The 15527-nt window shown below is 43.2% G+C and carries 21 protein-coding genes and 1 riboswitch; of the genes, 14 read left to right on the forward strand and 7 right to left on the reverse strand.

What is annotated here, in order from left to right:
• Window positions 1-25: 25 nt before the first annotated feature.
• The 7 genes from mutM to ACUB3H_RS05625 all read left to right on the forward strand — a co-directional run bounded on the left by mutM (window position 26) and on the right by ACUB3H_RS05625 (window position 6655).
• The gene (gene mutM / locus ACUB3H_RS05595) at window positions 26-847 is read left to right on the forward strand and encodes a DNA-formamidopyrimidine glycosylase (RefSeq protein WP_459129678.1); all 822 of its coding nucleotides are present in this window, start codon (window positions 26-28) and stop codon (window positions 845-847) included.
• Window positions 844-2034, forward strand: a complete 1191-nt coding sequence (locus tag ACUB3H_RS05600) for a D-serine ammonia-lyase (protein ID WP_459129679.1) — start codon at window positions 844-846, stop codon at window positions 2032-2034. The genes mutM and ACUB3H_RS05600 overlap by 4 nt, the downstream gene beginning before the upstream one ends.
• A 187-nt stretch (window positions 2035-2221) precedes the next feature.
• On the forward strand, window positions 2222-3391 hold the full coding sequence (locus ACUB3H_RS05605) for an ABC transporter substrate-binding protein (RefSeq protein ID WP_459129680.1): 1170 nt from the start codon (window positions 2222-2224) through the stop codon (window positions 3389-3391).
• Between the two features lie 45 nt (window positions 3392-3436).
• The gene (locus ACUB3H_RS05610; protein WP_459129681.1) at window positions 3437-4315 is read left to right on the forward strand and encodes a branched-chain amino acid ABC transporter permease; all 879 of its coding nucleotides are present in this window, start codon (window positions 3437-3439) and stop codon (window positions 4313-4315) included.
• A 9-nt stretch (window positions 4316-4324) separates the two neighbouring features.
• Window positions 4325-5188 carry a branched-chain amino acid ABC transporter permease gene (locus tag ACUB3H_RS05615; protein ID WP_459129682.1) on the forward strand — a complete coding sequence of 288 codons (864 nt, stop codon included), beginning with the start codon at window positions 4325-4327 and terminating at the stop codon, window positions 5186-5188.
• Complete coding sequence (locus ACUB3H_RS05620; RefSeq protein ID WP_459129683.1) at window positions 5185-5958, forward strand: ABC transporter ATP-binding protein; 774 nt, start codon at window positions 5185-5187, stop codon at window positions 5956-5958. Before ACUB3H_RS05615 ends, ACUB3H_RS05620 begins: the two co-directional genes overlap by 4 nt.
• Entirely contained in the window at window positions 5951-6655 is a 705-nt protein-coding gene (locus tag ACUB3H_RS05625; RefSeq protein WP_459129684.1) for an ABC transporter ATP-binding protein, read from the forward strand. The genes ACUB3H_RS05620 and ACUB3H_RS05625 overlap by 8 nt, the downstream gene beginning before the upstream one ends.
• 57 nt (window positions 6656-6712) lie before the next feature.
• Here ACUB3H_RS05625 and ACUB3H_RS05630 read toward each other — a convergent pair whose 3' ends face one another.
• Window positions 6713-8362 carry a hypothetical protein gene (locus tag ACUB3H_RS05630; RefSeq protein ID WP_459129685.1) on the reverse strand — a complete coding sequence of 550 codons (1650 nt, stop codon included), beginning with the start codon at window positions 8360-8362 and terminating at the stop codon, window positions 6713-6715.
• A 51-nt stretch (window positions 8363-8413) separates the two neighbouring features.
• Between ACUB3H_RS05630 and ACUB3H_RS05635 the strand changes: the two genes are divergently transcribed.
• Genes ACUB3H_RS05635 through ACUB3H_RS05645 form a run of 3 tightly spaced genes read left to right on the forward strand, consistent with a single transcriptional unit; the run spans window position 8414 to window position 10224 of the window.
• Window positions 8414-8860 carry a hypothetical protein gene (locus ACUB3H_RS05635; protein ID WP_459129686.1) on the forward strand — a complete coding sequence of 149 codons (447 nt, stop codon included), beginning with the start codon at window positions 8414-8416 and terminating at the stop codon, window positions 8858-8860.
• Entirely contained in the window at window positions 8857-9747 is an 891-nt protein-coding gene (locus tag ACUB3H_RS05640) for a DMT family transporter (RefSeq protein WP_459129687.1), read from the forward strand. The genes ACUB3H_RS05635 and ACUB3H_RS05640 overlap by 4 nt, the downstream gene beginning before the upstream one ends.
• Before the next feature lie 3 nt (window positions 9748-9750).
• Window positions 9751-10224, forward strand: a complete 474-nt coding sequence (locus ACUB3H_RS05645) for a DNA-deoxyinosine glycosylase (protein WP_459129688.1) — start codon at window positions 9751-9753, stop codon at window positions 10222-10224.
• A 16-nt stretch (window positions 10225-10240) separates the two neighbouring features.
• Here the strand turns inward: ACUB3H_RS05645 and ACUB3H_RS05650 are convergent, their stop codons facing one another.
• Window positions 10241-10894 (reverse strand): hypothetical protein, encoded by a 654-nt coding sequence (locus ACUB3H_RS05650; RefSeq protein ID WP_459129689.1) that lies wholly within the window; start codon window positions 10892-10894, stop codon window positions 10241-10243.
• Window positions 10895-10987: 93 nt separating this feature from the next.
• Here ACUB3H_RS05650 and ACUB3H_RS05655 point away from each other — a divergent pair, with 93 nt between their 5' ends.
• From ACUB3H_RS05655 to ACUB3H_RS05670, 4 genes are read left to right on the forward strand one after another with little or no spacing between them, the layout of a single operon-like run.
• A complete protein-coding gene (locus tag ACUB3H_RS05655) occupies window positions 10988-11869 on the forward strand; it encodes a DegV family protein (RefSeq protein ID WP_459129690.1) in 882 nt (293 codons plus the stop codon).
• Window positions 11869-12204 (forward strand): hypothetical protein, encoded by a 336-nt coding sequence (locus tag ACUB3H_RS05660; RefSeq protein ID WP_459129691.1) that lies wholly within the window; start codon window positions 11869-11871, stop codon window positions 12202-12204. Before ACUB3H_RS05655 ends, ACUB3H_RS05660 begins: the two co-directional genes overlap by 1 nt.
• Entirely contained in the window at window positions 12201-12902 is a 702-nt protein-coding gene (locus ACUB3H_RS05665; protein ID WP_459129692.1) for a YlmH/Sll1252 family protein, read from the forward strand. Before ACUB3H_RS05660 ends, ACUB3H_RS05665 begins: the two co-directional genes overlap by 4 nt.
• A 4-nt stretch (window positions 12903-12906) precedes the next feature.
• The gene (locus tag ACUB3H_RS05670; protein WP_459129693.1) at window positions 12907-13533 is read left to right on the forward strand and encodes an MBL fold metallo-hydrolase; all 627 of its coding nucleotides are present in this window, start codon (window positions 12907-12909) and stop codon (window positions 13531-13533) included.
• Between the two features lie 215 nt (window positions 13534-13748).
• Window positions 13749-13923, reverse strand: a riboswitch (cobalamin riboswitch).
• Between the two features lie 20 nt (window positions 13924-13943).
• Here ACUB3H_RS05670 and ACUB3H_RS05675 read toward each other — a convergent pair.
• From ACUB3H_RS05675 to ACUB3H_RS05695, 5 genes are read right to left on the reverse strand one after another with little or no spacing between them, the layout of a single operon-like run.
• Entirely contained in the window at window positions 13944-14168 is a 225-nt protein-coding gene (locus tag ACUB3H_RS05675) for a hypothetical protein (RefSeq protein ID WP_459129694.1), read from the reverse strand.
• Window positions 14169-14172: 4 nt separating this feature from the next.
• Window positions 14173-14421: a hypothetical protein gene (locus ACUB3H_RS05680; RefSeq protein WP_459129695.1), complete on the reverse strand. Its 249-nt coding sequence runs from the start codon at window positions 14419-14421 to the stop codon at window positions 14173-14175.
• Entirely contained in the window at window positions 14414-14701 is a 288-nt protein-coding gene (locus tag ACUB3H_RS05685) for an anti-sigma factor (protein WP_459129696.1), read from the reverse strand. Before ACUB3H_RS05685 ends, ACUB3H_RS05680 begins: the two co-directional genes overlap by 8 nt.
• Window positions 14694-15158 (reverse strand): RNA polymerase sigma factor, encoded by a 465-nt coding sequence (locus tag ACUB3H_RS05690; protein WP_459129697.1) that lies wholly within the window; start codon window positions 15156-15158, stop codon window positions 14694-14696. Before ACUB3H_RS05690 ends, ACUB3H_RS05685 begins: the two co-directional genes overlap by 8 nt.
• A 44-nt stretch (window positions 15159-15202) precedes the next feature.
• Window positions 15203-15478: a DUF1294 domain-containing protein gene (locus tag ACUB3H_RS05695; RefSeq protein WP_459129698.1), complete on the reverse strand. Its 276-nt coding sequence runs from the start codon at window positions 15476-15478 to the stop codon at window positions 15203-15205.
• Between the last annotated feature and the right edge of the window lie 49 nt (window positions 15479-15527).

Raw genomic sequence — 15527 nt, forward strand, 5'->3', positions numbered from 1 at the left:
CTGTTACAATACAAGAGGAGGAATTATGCCAGAATTACCTGAAGTAGAAACCATCGTTTCAGGCCTTAAAGAGACGGTCCTTAAGCGCACGATCGCTTCCATCGACGTTCTTACAGAACGTTCCTTTCCAGACATCTCTCTTCTAACAGAGGTTCAGGGAAAGAAAATTCTTTCTGTAAATCGAAAAGGGAAAGCGATTCTCATAGAGCTTTCAGGAAATCTCTACTTTCTCATTCATCTCATGATGACGGGGTCCCTTACGACTGAAAAACTTCGTAGTGATACGCGAGTCGTCATTCACTTTGAAGAAGGAGACTGTCTCTATTTCAATGATATAAGAAAATTTGGTTACGTTCGTCTTATGACGAAAGAGTGCCTAGATGGAAACACCTTTCTAAATAGTTTAGGAGCAGATCCATTGAGCGAAGATTTTCCCTTTGACTCCTTCTATGAGACCCTCAAACGAAAAAAGGTGTCGATTAAGGGAGCTTTACTCGATCAAAAGGTGATTGCAGGCTTAGGAAACATCTATGTCGACGAAAGCCTCTTTCTAAGTCGCATTCATCCAGAGACACCATCTTCTTCACTTACGAAAAAAGAAGTGAAAGTGCTTCTCGAATCGATTCGAAAAGTGCTACTTCGTTCCATCGAGCTTCGAGGCTCTACGAGAAGAAACTACATGGATCTTACGGGAAGAAAAGGTGACTATCTCAATGAAGCTTGGGTTTATAACAGAGAAGGATCTCACTGTAGAATCTGTGATACACCCATTCAAAAGACGCGCGTTGCAACACGTGGGACGCATTTTTGCCCCCATTGTCAAAAACCTAAAAGGAGGAAATCATGAACGAACTCTTGGAACGTATGAAAAAATATGAAGAAGTACTTTGGCTAAACGATAGAAAAGAACCGTACTTTCCTTATACTGTAGAGCAGATTGAAGAGGCAGAAGCACTCTTAGACCGCTTCCGTCCCTATTTCATGGATCGCTTTCCAGAAACTCGGGCAAACGGTGGACTCATTGAGTCTCCCTTACTTAGCCTAAAGAATCCCGTGTTTGGGGCGAAAGAAGTTTACGTGAAAGCCGATCATCTCCTACCGATCGCAGGAAGCGTGAAGGCGAGGGGTGGAATCTATGAAGTACTAAAAGTAGCAGAGAGAATCGCAAAAGAAGAAGGGCTTCTTACGAGTTCAACGGATTATAGAGATTTCGCTTCGGATGCTTTCCGAAAGGTCTTTGAGACCTATACCATTCAGGTGGCATCGACCGGAAACTTAGGTCTTTCGATCGGCATGATGAGCGCTCACTTAGGTTTTTCTGTAAAGGTTCACATGTCTCATGATGCCAAAGCGTGGAAAAAAGAAATGCTACGCAGTCACGGCGTAGAAGTAATCGAGTACGAAAAGGACTACTCCGAAGCCGTTCTACGTGGTCGTGAAGCTTCCATGAACGATCCTAAGAGTCACTTTGTAGACGATGAACGTAGTACCGATCTCTTCTTCGGCTATGCTGTAAGTGCTCTACGCATTAAAAAACAATTTGAAGAGCAAGGAATCGTACTTACTCCGGAGGATCCACTCTACGTGTCCATTCCCTGTGGCGTCGGTGGGGCTCCTGGTGGCATCGCCTACGGACTAAAGCTACTCTTCGGTGAGAGCGTTAAGATCTTCTTTGCAGAGCCTACGCACGCTCCCTGTATGCTCTTAGGCATGATGACAGGAAAGCAAGATGAGATCAGTGTCTATGACATTGGTCTCGATGGTCTTACGATTGCCGATGGACTCGCCGTGGGAAGAAGTTCTGCTTTTGTCGGAAGACTCATGGATCACATCTTAGATGGGCTCTATACGGTAAATGACGACCGTATGCTCGCTTTTGTTAAAACGCTCTTTGAGACCGAGTCGATTCGCGTAGAACCGTCTGCAACAGCTGGTTTCTTCCTACCTGAAAAGCTCGGAAAGCCTTGCCGTTATCTTATTTGGACGACGGGTGGTAGACTCGTTCCAGAGAAGGAATTTGCATCTTGGTTGTAATTTGCAAGCGATCTTACAGATCGCTTTTTTTTTACAATAATTATTTCTTCAAAGTAAGAAAAAGATTAGAATATAGGGATTTATCAAATATGAAACAATTCGTTCTGACAACTTGTGTTGATTTAACACGTTGACACAGATAAGAATAACTATTAAAATCTATGTATACAATATGTAGGAGGAACTCATGAAAAAAACATTAGCACTATTACTAGCACTCTTGTTGACATTCACACTCTTCGCTGGTTGTGAAGCCCAAAGCAACGGAAACACAGCTGGTGATACGATCAAGGTCGGTTGGATCGGTTCTTTAACAGGTGACCAAGCCGTTTGGGGAACTTGTGAAAAGCAAACGCTTGAGATGCTCATTGAAGAGTACAACGCTAACGGCGGTTTCAATGGTAAAAAGATTGAACTCGTTGCGCTTGACTCTCAAGGTAAATCATCTGAAGCACTTAACGCAGCAAACCGTCTTGTAAGCCAAGACAAAGTAGTTGCAATCCTCGGACCTAACTCTTCAGGTCAAGCAATCGTTATTGCTCCTGCTCTTGAAAATGCTAAGGTTCCGGATATCGCTACAGTAGCTACAAACCCAAAGGTAACAGTTGGTGACGACGGAAAGGTTAAACCATATAACTTCCGCGTATGCTTCATCGACCCATACCAAGGTGCTGTTGCAGCAGCTTACTCCATCGAAAAGTTAAACTTTAAGACAGCAGCAGTTCTTTACGACCAATCCGATGAGTACTCATCTGGTATGACAGAATTCTTCGTTAAGACATTCGAAGATAAGGGCGGAAAGATCGTTGCAAAAGAAGCTTTCAATAAGAACGACGTAGAATTTAAGACACAACTTACAAAGATTAAAGAAGCTAACCCAGACGTTCTCTTCATGCCTTACTTCTACCGTGAAGTTATCATGACAGCTCAACAAGCTGCTCAACTCGGAATGAAGATTACAATGTTCGGTGGCGACGGTTGGCCTTCAGAAGACCTTATGAAGCTTGCTAAGAACGAAGTTCAAGGCGCTTACTTCGTAAACCACCTCGACTACGAAGACCCAGCTGTTCAATCACTTAAGACAAAGTACACTGAAAAATTTGGTAAGGCTCCAGAAATTAACGGTTACCTCGTTAACGACGCATTCCTACTCTTCACAGAAGCACTTAAGAATGCAAAATCTGTAAATAGCGCAGACATCAAAGATGCTCTCGAAAAGACAGAAGTTCAAGGTATTACAGGTAAGATCAAACTCGATCCAAATACTCACAACCCAATGGGTAAAGACGCAGCTATCCTTCGTATCGAAGGTGACAAATACGTCTTCCTAGAACGTTTCTCTGTCGATATTAAATAAAGCAATGGGGGCGTAAGCCCCCTTCTTTTTGAAGAAAGGTATGCCATGACACTATTCTTACAGTACCTCATCAATGGAATTGCTCTGGGTAGCGTGTACGCATTGATGGCTGTAGGCTATTCACTCGTCTATAGCATCATGAACTTTAGTAACTTTGCTCACGGCGGCGTTATCATGCTCGGTAGTTACATCGGTTACTATTCCATGCTCCTATTAAAATTCCCACTTTGGCTTACGATCATCCTTTCGATGCTCGGTGGACTCATTATTGCCGTTGCCGTAGAACGTTTTGCTTATAATCCTCTACGTAAACGTAATGCTCCAAGTCTTTATTACATTATTTCTGCCATGGGTGTTTCCATCTTCTTAGAAAACATCGTCGTGGCAACGATTGGACCGAACTTTAAGCGTTATCCTGATATCTTTGAGGTTCCTTTTGTGAGCCTAGGATCGCTTTCCATCGGTAAAGTCGATATGATCATTCTACTTATCAGCGTTGTGAGCTTACTTGCTCTCATGTTCTTAATCGAAAAGACGAAGACAGGTATGGCCATTCGTTCTACCTCGTTCAACATGCGCGCTGCAAGCCTCATGGGTGTTAATACCGAATTCATTATCTTCTTAGTCTTTGGACTCGGTGGTGCCTTTGCTGGTCTCGCTGGCGTTCTCTTTGGACTTCGTTATCTCGTTTATCCATCGATCGGTGTCATTACGAACAAAGCCTTCGTAGCAGCCGTATTCGGTGGTCTTGGAAGTTTACCTGGAGCTATCGTAGGCGCCGTTCTCTTAGGTATTATTGAGACGATGGCAGCAGCTTACATCAGCTCCAACCTACAAAACATCATCGCCTTCGTACTGCTCATCATCGTGCTCGTCGTACGTCCACAAGGTATCATGGGCAAGATTACAGAAGATAAGGCATAGGAGGGGAAGATGAGTGCAGATTATATTATTGCGGTAGCGATCCTAGCAGGCATCAACTTGATGACCGTTCTAGGTCTCTCCGTCCTAACAGGTTATACAGGACTCTTCTCATTCGGTCATGCTGGATTTATGGCTATCGGTGCCTATTGTACGGCATTCTTAGCAAATAAATTCCACTTGCCATTTTATGTTGCGATTCTCATCGGCGGACTGTTATCAGGCCTTGTAAGTATCGGCCTTGGTAAGCTAACGCTTAACTTAAAGGGTGACTACTTTGTCATCGCAACCTTAGGTTTCGGTGAAAGTGTTCGTCTCTTTATCGCCTTCCTCGAGCCACTCGGCGGTTCTCGTGGTATTAACGTCATGACACACCGTACGACACTCGTCGACGTACTCATCATCTGTACGATCGCTGTCGTGCTCGTTTGGAACTTAATTCACAGTAAGCACGGTCAAAACCTAAAGGCCATTCGTGAAGAAGAGATGGCAGCGAAGATCATCGGTGTCAATACCTTCTACTACAAGATGCTCGCATTCTTTATCTCCGCTCTCTTAGCAGGTATTAGCGGTGGTCTATGGGCAGGCTATCAACAATTCATTCAGCCGATCATGTTTGACCTCTTAAAATCTACAGAACTTACGATCATGGTCATCTTCGGTGGTCTCGGAAGTATTTCTGGTTCGATCATCGGAGCACTCTTCCTCACCTTCCTACCTGAAGTACTCAGAGACTTAAAAGTATGGCGTTTCGTTATCTACGGTCTCTTAGTAGTCCTCATCATGGTTGCAAGACCAAAGGGACTCATGGGTGGTATGGAATTCAACGATTTCTTCAAGCGTAAGAAGAAAGTGCAGAAAGGAGAGAGCAAATGAGTCTATTAGCACTCGATCATGTGACCAAACAATTCGGTGGTCTGACTGCCGTTGATGATGTCACACTGCACGTTGAAGAAGGCGATCTGTTTGGTCTCATTGGTCCAAACGGAGCTGGAAAAACGACAATTTTTAACCTCATTACTCGAATTTATCCCATTACCTCAGGATCGATTACCTTTGAAGGTAAGCGCATCGACGATATCGAAACCTTTAAGATTGCTGAGGCTGGTATTACGAGAACATTCCAAAACATCAGACTCTTTAAAGAGCTAAGCACCTATGAAAACGTTCTCACGGCTTGCCACTTTATCTCAGACTACAGTGTATTGGATTCACTTTTCCGTACGCCAAAGTATAAAAAGGGAGATACGGCACTTCGTGAGCGTGCAGATGAGCTTTTAGAGATTATGAAGCTTACAGAAGAGCGCGATCTCGTCGCAAAGAACCTCCCTTATGGTGTTCAAAGACGCTTAGAGATTGCGAGAGCTGTTGCTTTAAATCCAAAGCTACTCCTTCTCGACGAACCAGCAGCTGGTATGAACCCCGACGAAACGTTAGAGCTTGTCGGTATGATTCGTGAAGTGAAGGAACGATTCAATCTTTCCGTACTCATCATTGAGCACCACATGGATCTCATTATGAATCTCTGTAACAAGCTTCTCGTATTGAACTTTGGTCATCCTCTCGCAGAAGGTACGCCAACCGAGATTCAATCGAATCCGAAGGTTATCGAGGCATACTTAGGTTCAGGAGGCGAAAATGCTTAAAGTCAAAGATTTGCACGTTCATTACGGCGGTATTCATGCCCTCCGTGGAATCAATCTTCAAGTTGATGAAGGAAAGCTAATCAGTATCATCGGTTCAAACGGTGCTGGTAAGAGTACACTACTGAATGCCATCAGTGGTCTCGTAAAGTTTCAAGGTGAGGTTCTCTTCATGGGAAATCCTCTTCCTAAGAAAGCCAACGCCATTGTAAAAACAGGTATTAGTCAGATTCCTGAAGGCCGTTTGATCTTTGTTAACCTCACGGTAGAAGAAAACCTCATGATGGGTGCCTTCTTAAGAAACGACAAAGAAAACATCCAAAAGGATCTTAAAAAGATCTATGAAATCTTCCCAAGACTTCTTGAACGTAAGACACAGATTGCTGGAACGCTCTCTGGTGGTGAGCAACAGATGCTTGCCATGGGTAGAGGTCTCATGAGTGATCCAAAGCTCGTACTCCTAGATGAGCCTTCACTCGGACTTGCACCACTTCTCGTGCAGACGATCTTCGATATCATTCAAGAGATTCGAAGCATGGGTAAGACGATCCTACTCGTAGAACAAAATGCTTATCAGGCACTAAACGTTGCCGACTGGGCTTATGTTCTAGAGCAAGGTGTCATTGTAAAAGAGGGACCTGCGAAGGAACTCAGTCAAGATAAGAGTATCCAAGAAGCATACCTCGGAAAAAAAGCATAAATACCAGAATAAGATAGGTTTGGTAAAAAGGAAGGAGCTCACCGAGGTGAGCTCCTTTTAATCTAGAACATTTAGAATTTCAAAGTGCTTTTCTGATTCGTTTCCAACGACCTTTAGGCGAGCGCCTTCTTTGAGTTTTACAACTTGAATACCGATCTTCTTTCCTGTCACGGTATAGACGAGTTCGTCTTCTTTGGCTGTGATAAAGTAGGTCGTATTTCCGTCGATGACGACCTCTTGAATGGTATGAATCGTGATCGTCTTTTCTTTACTTTCTGATGTCACTTGACCCGACGTACTATTGGAGTTCAAGTAATTATTTACAGCTTCTGCTGGCGTATTTCCTGTATAAACCGTATCGAAACGCTGAGCGTCTACGATCGCAAACATCTTTGCAATCTCTGTGGCATCTTTTAGACCCATGAAGTAGACGGGGCGATTTGCAAGGTTTAATAGGACGGGGAAGCTTGCCATGTAATCCTTCTCTTGAACCTTACCTTGAGCACTTTCCATAGCAGAAAGCTCGGTAGCACTTGCACAGGGGTAGAACTTTGCTTCTTTAGTACGTAGGTTTACGTAGTAGAATCCGAGGTTCGACTGGTCACTTCTTGCACTCGTTACGCCTGTTACGAGGTAGATGTCATCTCCGATGGAGACGTAGTTGTAACCTTCTGTCGTATGCGTTACGTTCTTTTGACCGAAGATGCTATTGATGAATCCTCCAGCGAAGGTGCCTCGGTCATCGAGCTGAGTAATGATCATATCTGAGGGATAGACTCGGTCGACCCATGTAGGGACATCTTTTAGTTCATAGCGTTTGCTTTCGCCGCTGTTGGCATCTGTAATAATAGCGCCTTTCACATCCTGACCACCGAAGAGAGCGATCTTCTTTTCGATGATCGAAGTGATGAAGTAGGGGTTTCCACTGTCATCGACCTCAAAGTTCGTCTCACCAAACATGGTGAAGGGGTACTGGAAGCGAAGGTGGCGATTGATGTTTCGAAGTAAGATGTCGCTCTTTGAAAAGAAGATGGGCTTTTCAAGCTTCACCATCGAACCAGCCTGAGTCGTCATGTCGATACTTACATAGTAGGGAATACCGTTTCTGTAGTTAAAGAGATATTTGATGAGATCGTAGTACTTTAAGGGCGTTACGCGAATGGGTTTACCTTTGAGGTTTACTTGTGCGTAGTTGTCATCGATTGTAAACTGGCTGACGAGTTCTCCCATGTTTCCCATTTGTCTTTCACCGATGACGCTCGCTGCTGATCGGTCGACGACGGGAATTTGACTCATCTCGATTCTCGTCACGTCCTTGGCGAAATCGCCGTTTTCTACGGTGATGAGCTTCGAGTAGCTCTTTGCATGAAAGAAGGGGCTACTGAAGAAGCTTAGGACGAATGGTAGTACCAAGAAGACGATCATGAGAATACCACTCACTCCGCCTAAGAAAGCTTTTTTTTGGCCTATGAGTAGGTTTAGTACGTTAAAGACGATGAGGGCTACGATGAGTAGTCTGTAGAAACCAAAGTCAAAGAAGTTTAGAGCGGGAAGCTCAAAGAAGTAGTAGATGAACATGATGCCTGCTGTAATCAGTAAGATGATCCAGGGGCTCAGTTCAAGTCGCTTCTTCCTCGCTTCAAATTCTACGGGCTCTTCTCGTAGAGCCTTCAAGAGTTTAAGTAGTGGGTTCGGATTTCCTTTCATTTTTCCTCCCTTTTTTGTATAATGGAAATACCAAGATATGTAAGGAGTCGCATGCGTTATCATAATATTTTCCGCTGGGTCCTCGAATTCATATGTACCCTGCTTTTAATTGCAATATTAGTATTTAGCCAAAATTATTTCCGCCTCGAGCAGACAGATCTTGCAGACATCATCTTTCTCTTAGCTCTAGCAGACACGATGCTCACGGCTGTTATGGTTGCAAGCATCTTCCAAGAAGAGAATGTCGGATCGAATGACGAATATCGATCGGTTCACTTGCGCATTCTCTTGACGCTCTTTGGAAATATTACGATGCTTCTCTATCTCTTCTTTATCCTCATTACGATGCAAAAGAAGATCTACATTCCTACCTCCTTTCACCTCTATATCAGCTTATTCTGCTTTGCTCTTATCATCACGAGTGAGGTTATAAAGATTCGCTGTAAAGTCAACAAAGAAGATCAACTAAAAAAAGAAAAACAGGAGAAAAAAGTATGAAAGACCGTATGAAGACTATGAAAGGTGAGATATTTTTACTTCTCACAGCCCTCATCTGGGGAGCGAGCTTTGTTTCTCAAAAGCTTGGCATGGACCACAATGGCCCCTTCACCTTTAGCTTTGTTCGCTTGACCATTGGATGGATCGTACTCATTCCCATTTACTTCTGGCAAAGAGGAAAAGGAGAAAAGCGTCAAGACAACTTAAAGTACGATATCATCGCAGGCATCCTCTGTGGACTCATGGTCTTTATCGGTATTACGTGTCAACAGCTCGCTTTAAAGACGACGACAGCAGGAAAGACTGCCTTTATTACGGCTCTCTACATCATCCTCGTACCTGTCTTTGGTATCTTTTTAAAGCGAAGAGTCAGTATCTATTCCTGGATCGCTGTCATGATCGCAGTCGTTGGAATGTATTTTTTAAGTATCAAAGGATCCTTCCAGGTGAGTATCGGTGACCTCTATGTCTTCATCGGTAGCTTCTTCTGGGCAGGACACATTCTCTTAGTCGACCACTTTGTAGAAAAGGTACATCCTGTAAAGCTCTCCTTGTTCCAGTTTATTGTAGCGAGTTCTCTCTCAGCAATCGTTGCCTTTGCTATCGAAACGCCAACTCTATCAAACATGATCTTAGACAAATATGCCATCCTCTTTAGTGGTGTCGTCGTCGTAGGTGGTGCGTTTACACTACAGATTCTCGGTCAACAATACGTAGAACCAGCTCTTGCTTCGATCATCATGAGCTTTGAATCGGTCTTTGCTGTGCTCTTTGGTTTCTTACTACTCCATGAGACGCTACAGACGAGAGAAATCATCGGCTGTATCTTGATGTTCATCGCGATTCTCTTAGCTCAAAAGAGTGACGTCAAAAAAGAAGAGGGCTAGGGGATGCGTATCGTTCATCCGATCGAACCCTTTATACCACAACATGCTAGAATTCTCATTCTAGGAAGCTTTCCTTCCGTAAAAAGCCGGAAAGAAGGCTTTTTTTACGCCAATCCACAGAATCAGTTCTGGAAAATTCTAGCCAGTGTCTTTGAGGTCGAAGTCCCTCTTACCTTAGAAGAAAAGAAAGCGTTCCTTATTAGATTTGGTATCGCTCTCTACGATACTGTCTACGCCTGTAGTATCGAAGGTAGCAGTGATTCAAGCATTAAGGATGTCATCCCAGCAGACATTCATTCGATCGTAAAGAAACATGGAATAGAGCGTATCTTTTGTAATGGAACCAAGAGCTTTGAACTCTTTAAGAGGTATCAAAAAGGGCTCGAGGCGACGCTTTTGACGTCCTCAAGCCCGAGAAATGCCACTTATCGACTAGAAGATAAGATTCTTTTATGGCAAAATATTCGTGCTAACTAGCACTTTTCTACTCACTTCAGAGGTCTTTTTTATAACTTAGATCGAGTCCTTTTTCGTAAGTGATTCGATAGCGCTTACAGCCTGGTTGATCGAAGGTCACTTCTAACCGAAGAACATCTGCTTTTAGCGCTTGAAAACTAGCATTCGGTTCTACCGGTTCGTCGTAGCGAAAGAGCTCTAAGACGCCATCCTTTTCATAGTAGAGGAAATAGCCTTTCCAGCGCTCTCCTGTGAGGTTTGTGACCTTTCCCGTTTCGTCTGGAAAAGCACTGTCGATTGACCGCTCCGTCTGTGACGGTATAGCTATTTGAAGCTTTTGAAAGAGCTTCGGATCACTTAATACGACGTATTCAACGGGAGAAGACTCTGCGACTTCAAAGTGAAGCTCCTTAAAGCGCATCGGTTCTTCTGCCTTAAATCGAATCCAAGGAGAAGCTTCCTTCGGTTTAATCGTTAGCGTATATTCGAAGTTTTCTGACTGAGCCGCTGTTTCAAAGCGTGCACGAAAGCCGAAGAGGGGAGCATCAAAGGGGTTTTGAATGCGCACAAAGGACTCATTACCGATAGTCTTTGTTTCCAAGGTAAAGTCTCGAAGTGTCGATTCTAAGTTGTCTTTCGGTGTACAGCTTACAAGGAAAATAAGCATTAACATGAGAATGATTCGTTTCATAGTTCTCATTTTATCAAAGATTCATGTCGGTTCTTGATTTTTTATGTAAAAAAACGGGAAAAAGAAGAGTAGCCCGTATATTTTGGAGGATTTATGAAATTTATACTTACGTGTGATTCGACCGTTGACTTGTCCAATGAAGAATTAGAGAGAATGCAAGTCAAATACGTCCCTTATACCTTTCAGATGGACGGGGTCGTCTATACGGATGATCTAGGAAAGACCATGAGTTACGATGAGTTCTTTACACGCATCGAAAAGGGTGCGATGCCTACGACATCCCTCGTACCACCTGTAGAATACGAAGCGTTCTTTGAACCGCTTCTTAAAGAAGGAAACGACGTCCTTCACCTCGCTTTTAGTTCAGGACTCTCTGGATCCTTTCAGTCGGCTTTAAGTACAGCAGAGATGCTAAAGGAAAAGTATCCCGACCGAAAGATCATTGTCGTCGATAGCTTAGCGGCATCGAGTGGTTACGGATTACTCCTTAGCTTCGCCGTCGACAGAAGAGACGAAGGAATGACCATTGAAGAGACGAGAGACTGGCTCGAAGAGAACAAGATTTTCTTAAACCATTGGTTCTTTAGTTCCGACTTAACGCACTACAAGCGCGGTGGAAGAATCTCAGCGGCACAAGCTGCAGTCGGTGGTCTCTTAAATATCTGTCCTTTAATGGATGTAAACGACGAAGGAAAGCTCATTCCGCGTCAAAAGATCCGTGGTAAGAAACGCGTCATCGAAGAAGTCGTAAAGATCATGCGTGAGCGTGCAGAAGGTGGAGTAGCGTATAGTGGACGAATCTACATCAACCACTCCAAAGCTTATGAAGATGCACTAGAACTAAAGGCACTCGTCGAAAAGACCTTCCCGAAAGCCGGGGAGATTAAGATCTTTTCCATCGGAACCGTCATCGGAAGTCACACGGGACCCAAGACAGTCTCACTCTTTTACCAAGGAGAGAAACGAGGTAGATAGTGTTATATCAAGGTATTATCATTACAGAAGCGCTTCGTGAACCTTGGGTCATTAATGACCTCATGATCGAAGAAGCGAAGATCTCAAAAGAAAACGGTCAGCATTACTACGAAGTTCGTCTCACCTTAGATGACATCGGACAAGTGGCTTCAAGTCTTGAGAAGGGGTGGTTCTTTCACTTCTGGAACGATCAGTCGATGATCGTTTGCTTTGGCGAAGGAAAGCAGTTCTTTATGGATCGTGAAGATCGAAGCACCTGGACAGATGCCATCCTCTATGGATCGACCATGGGCTTTACAGAAGATGAACTGAACTTCGAACCTTATAAGCTATGAAGAACAATCGATATCTTATTGATCACTTACTCGATCTTGCAGAGGCCGGCTTGGATGAGCCGACCTTTTCTAACTTTTTAAGCCTAGAAGAACAGCAAGATTTTTATGAAAATCGAAGTGCCTTCTCCTTTGTCGAGTGGTCCTTCCACGACGAACGATTCGATCGAAAGATGATTCGCTTTGGTTCCACTTCGGACTTTCCCATCGAACGCTTGAGCTTTTCTGTAGAGGAGCCCCTTACGCATAGGGACATCTTAGGTGCTTACATGCACCTAGGCTTTGAACGAGAGACGATCGGTAACATCTTTGTCGATGAAAAGCGAGGTATCTTTGAAGTCGTAAGTCACATGGTTCCTCTTGTCCTTCATACGATGACGAACATCAAACATTCATCGGTGGAACTACAAAGGACAAAAGAGGAACTTCCACTTCCTCTCTTTGAAAAGACGGAATGCATCGTAGCAAGCGAAAGACTCGATAATGTCATCTCTGAGGTCTTTCACATCTCAAGGCAAGTTGCTACAGAACTCATTGAACAGGGAAAAGTACTCGTCGTAAAGAGACGTGAAAAGGTGAGTCTTAAACTTGTGGAGGGGGATATTGTGAGCGTTCGAGGATTCGGAAAGTTTCGATACCTTGGAATTCTTCGGGAGACGAAGAAGGGAAATCCTGTGATCTCCATCGAACGCTACGTATAACAGTATGAAAAGAACGCATTTATCAAAGACTAGTACAGCCTATACATTTTTTGATCTCTATGAGGAATTCCACTGCGAAACGAGTCTCGTCGTCATCGAACGAGAGTCGATACGCTACGTCATCGACACCTATCTAGGCCCCGATGTTTTAAAAGAGATCTTTAAAGACAACGTAGAGAAGAAGACCATTGTCATAAACACCCACTACGACTGGGATCATACGTATGGTAATGAGTTTTTTACGGGTGAGATCATCTCCCATGCACTCACCCCTCATCTTTTAAAAGAGAATTTTTACGATTACCAGAAGTACATGAAAGGCGTCACAGAGATGCGTCTTCCTACACGTACCTTCTTTGATGTACTTCTTTTAAATGAACTCGTGCTCTTTTGGATGCCTGGTCATACGATCGATTCCATCGGAATCTTCGATAAAGAAGACGGAATTCTCTACCTAGGAGATAGCGATGACCGCTTTGATCGAGATGAATCTCTTATCGATCGGCACATTGAAAGTCTTACTTATGCTTTGACATTCCCTTTTAAAAAGGCTTTTAGTTCACATGGTGGTCTTTTATCAAGGAAGGATCTCGAAGAAACGATTCAATTTTTACAACGAAAACGGCTCTAAGGGAGAACTTAGAGCCGCTTTCGTGATATGGAGAAATTATCGAATATATGGTTACTCTATTCCTACTTCTGATGGAAGAGAAGTGAGAAGAATTGGGAAGAGATTCTCCTCATAGGATGGAGCTACCTACAATGCTTTTAGGGAAGAAAAAAAGATTCTTCAAACGAAGAATCTAGCATTTAAAAACCATAAATGTCGATTCTTCCCTCACCGAAAGAAATACTTCACCTATGGCAGGTCTCCTGACTCGAAGCTTCAAACCTCCGAACCGCCTTCTGGTTTCCCATGGCATTGGTTCTTTGTAGCTTTTACAGTAAAGTGAGCTGTTCCAGACTTTCACTGGATTCCCTTATTAATGCATAAGTAGCAACCACAAGCTTATTCAGTTAATTTAAGTATATGCCTATTTCCTAGCTTGTCAAGCGTCGGATATCACCTAAAATGCTCTGAATCGAAGTCGATTCATCTAAGCGATTCTTGAATTCTCGCTGAACTTCTAATGGAATTCCCTCATCCTGTAAGCTCTGTAAAAAAGCGTTTTCGAAGCGCTTTTTTTTCATTTTATACGAGATGATCTCGAAGGGGGAACTCAGTAAAAGGTAGATACTCTTTAGAATCACACGAGTGATCTTCATGGCCTTATTTTATTTCCATGCTTTTGATATCTTTTAAGCTAATGATGTAGCTCTTTGCCATCTCGAGTGCATCCTTTTCAGGAATTCCACTGTTTACGAGTTCCTTGTAAAGGCCTCCAACGCTCTTTCCGATGTTTGCTCCTGCTTCAGGTGAATAGAGTGTTCCCATGACTTCTCTTAAAAGTCTTGGAACCTTATCGGTGACTGTATCTAATATTTCTGCAAGATCTTTGATATCGCTTTCGTTACTCATTTTGTCCTCCTAAGAATAAAATGTCTCTACAGAGCTTTAGGCTCTTTTTTGTGATCGTTGCCGTCTTTTTAAGGGAGTCGAGAACGGACTCTTGAGGAAGTTCCAATTTAAAGGGTGGTACCTCGATCTCATTAAGCTTCACAAACTTCTTAAGCTCAAGGAGTTCTTTTAATTCATCTCTACATTCATCACACGTGATGAGATGCTCTAGAAAGGCGATTCTTTCTTCACTATTCAAGCGATCTTGAATGTATTCTAGGGTTCTGTTGTCTTCACACATGTGTTTCTCCTAATTCTCTCTTAAGCTTCTCTTTAATCGTAAAGAATCGACTTTTTACGGTTCCTTCCGGGATGTTTTCAAGTTCTGAGATTTCGCGGTAGCTAAGACCTAAGGTGAAGATAAGCGTTAATAGCCTCTCTTCTTCCTTCGTTAGCTTTGAGACCGCATGCTTTAATTCCAGTTTCTCTTCATTGATCGAATCCTCTAGTGTCTCTGGTAACTCCACTGTGACCTTTCGATCTCTGTAAAAATCAGCGATGCGCCGCTTTACAATGCGTATGGCAAAGGTCATAAATGACGAATCGCCTCGAAAGGAAGAGATGCTCCTAAAAATACTTATAAGACTGTCCTGAAGGATGTCGAGGGCATCATGAGAGTCGCTTACGTAGCCTAGAATGTAGTTGTAGAGTGATTTTTGATGGTCTTGAACCCATGATTCAAACGAAGCTTGATTCAAGTGTCCTCCTTTTTTCCCTTACACCTTATTCGTCGTGGGGAGCATCAAAAAGGTTCAGTGTATTTTCGAATGCAAAATAAAATGATAAGGCTCAGGATGAAAAAGAGCGGCACGAGCATCTGAAATCTCAAGTGTTTCGTCTTATGACGAAAGAGTTGCATGGAAAGAAAAGCACCTAGTCCACCTGCTAAAGCACTTAGGAGCAGTGTCTTCTCTGAGATCCTTTGAACATGTCTCGCAGCCTTGCTCTTATCCGCTAGAAAGAGGATAAAGCTAAAAAGATTTAATAAAGCCCATAAACCGATTAAAATTTGTCTCATTCTTCAATACTTTCCAATCCTATAGGGGTAACAATAACATAATACCATT

It is taken from the genome of Guggenheimella bovis (assembly GCF_054492335.1).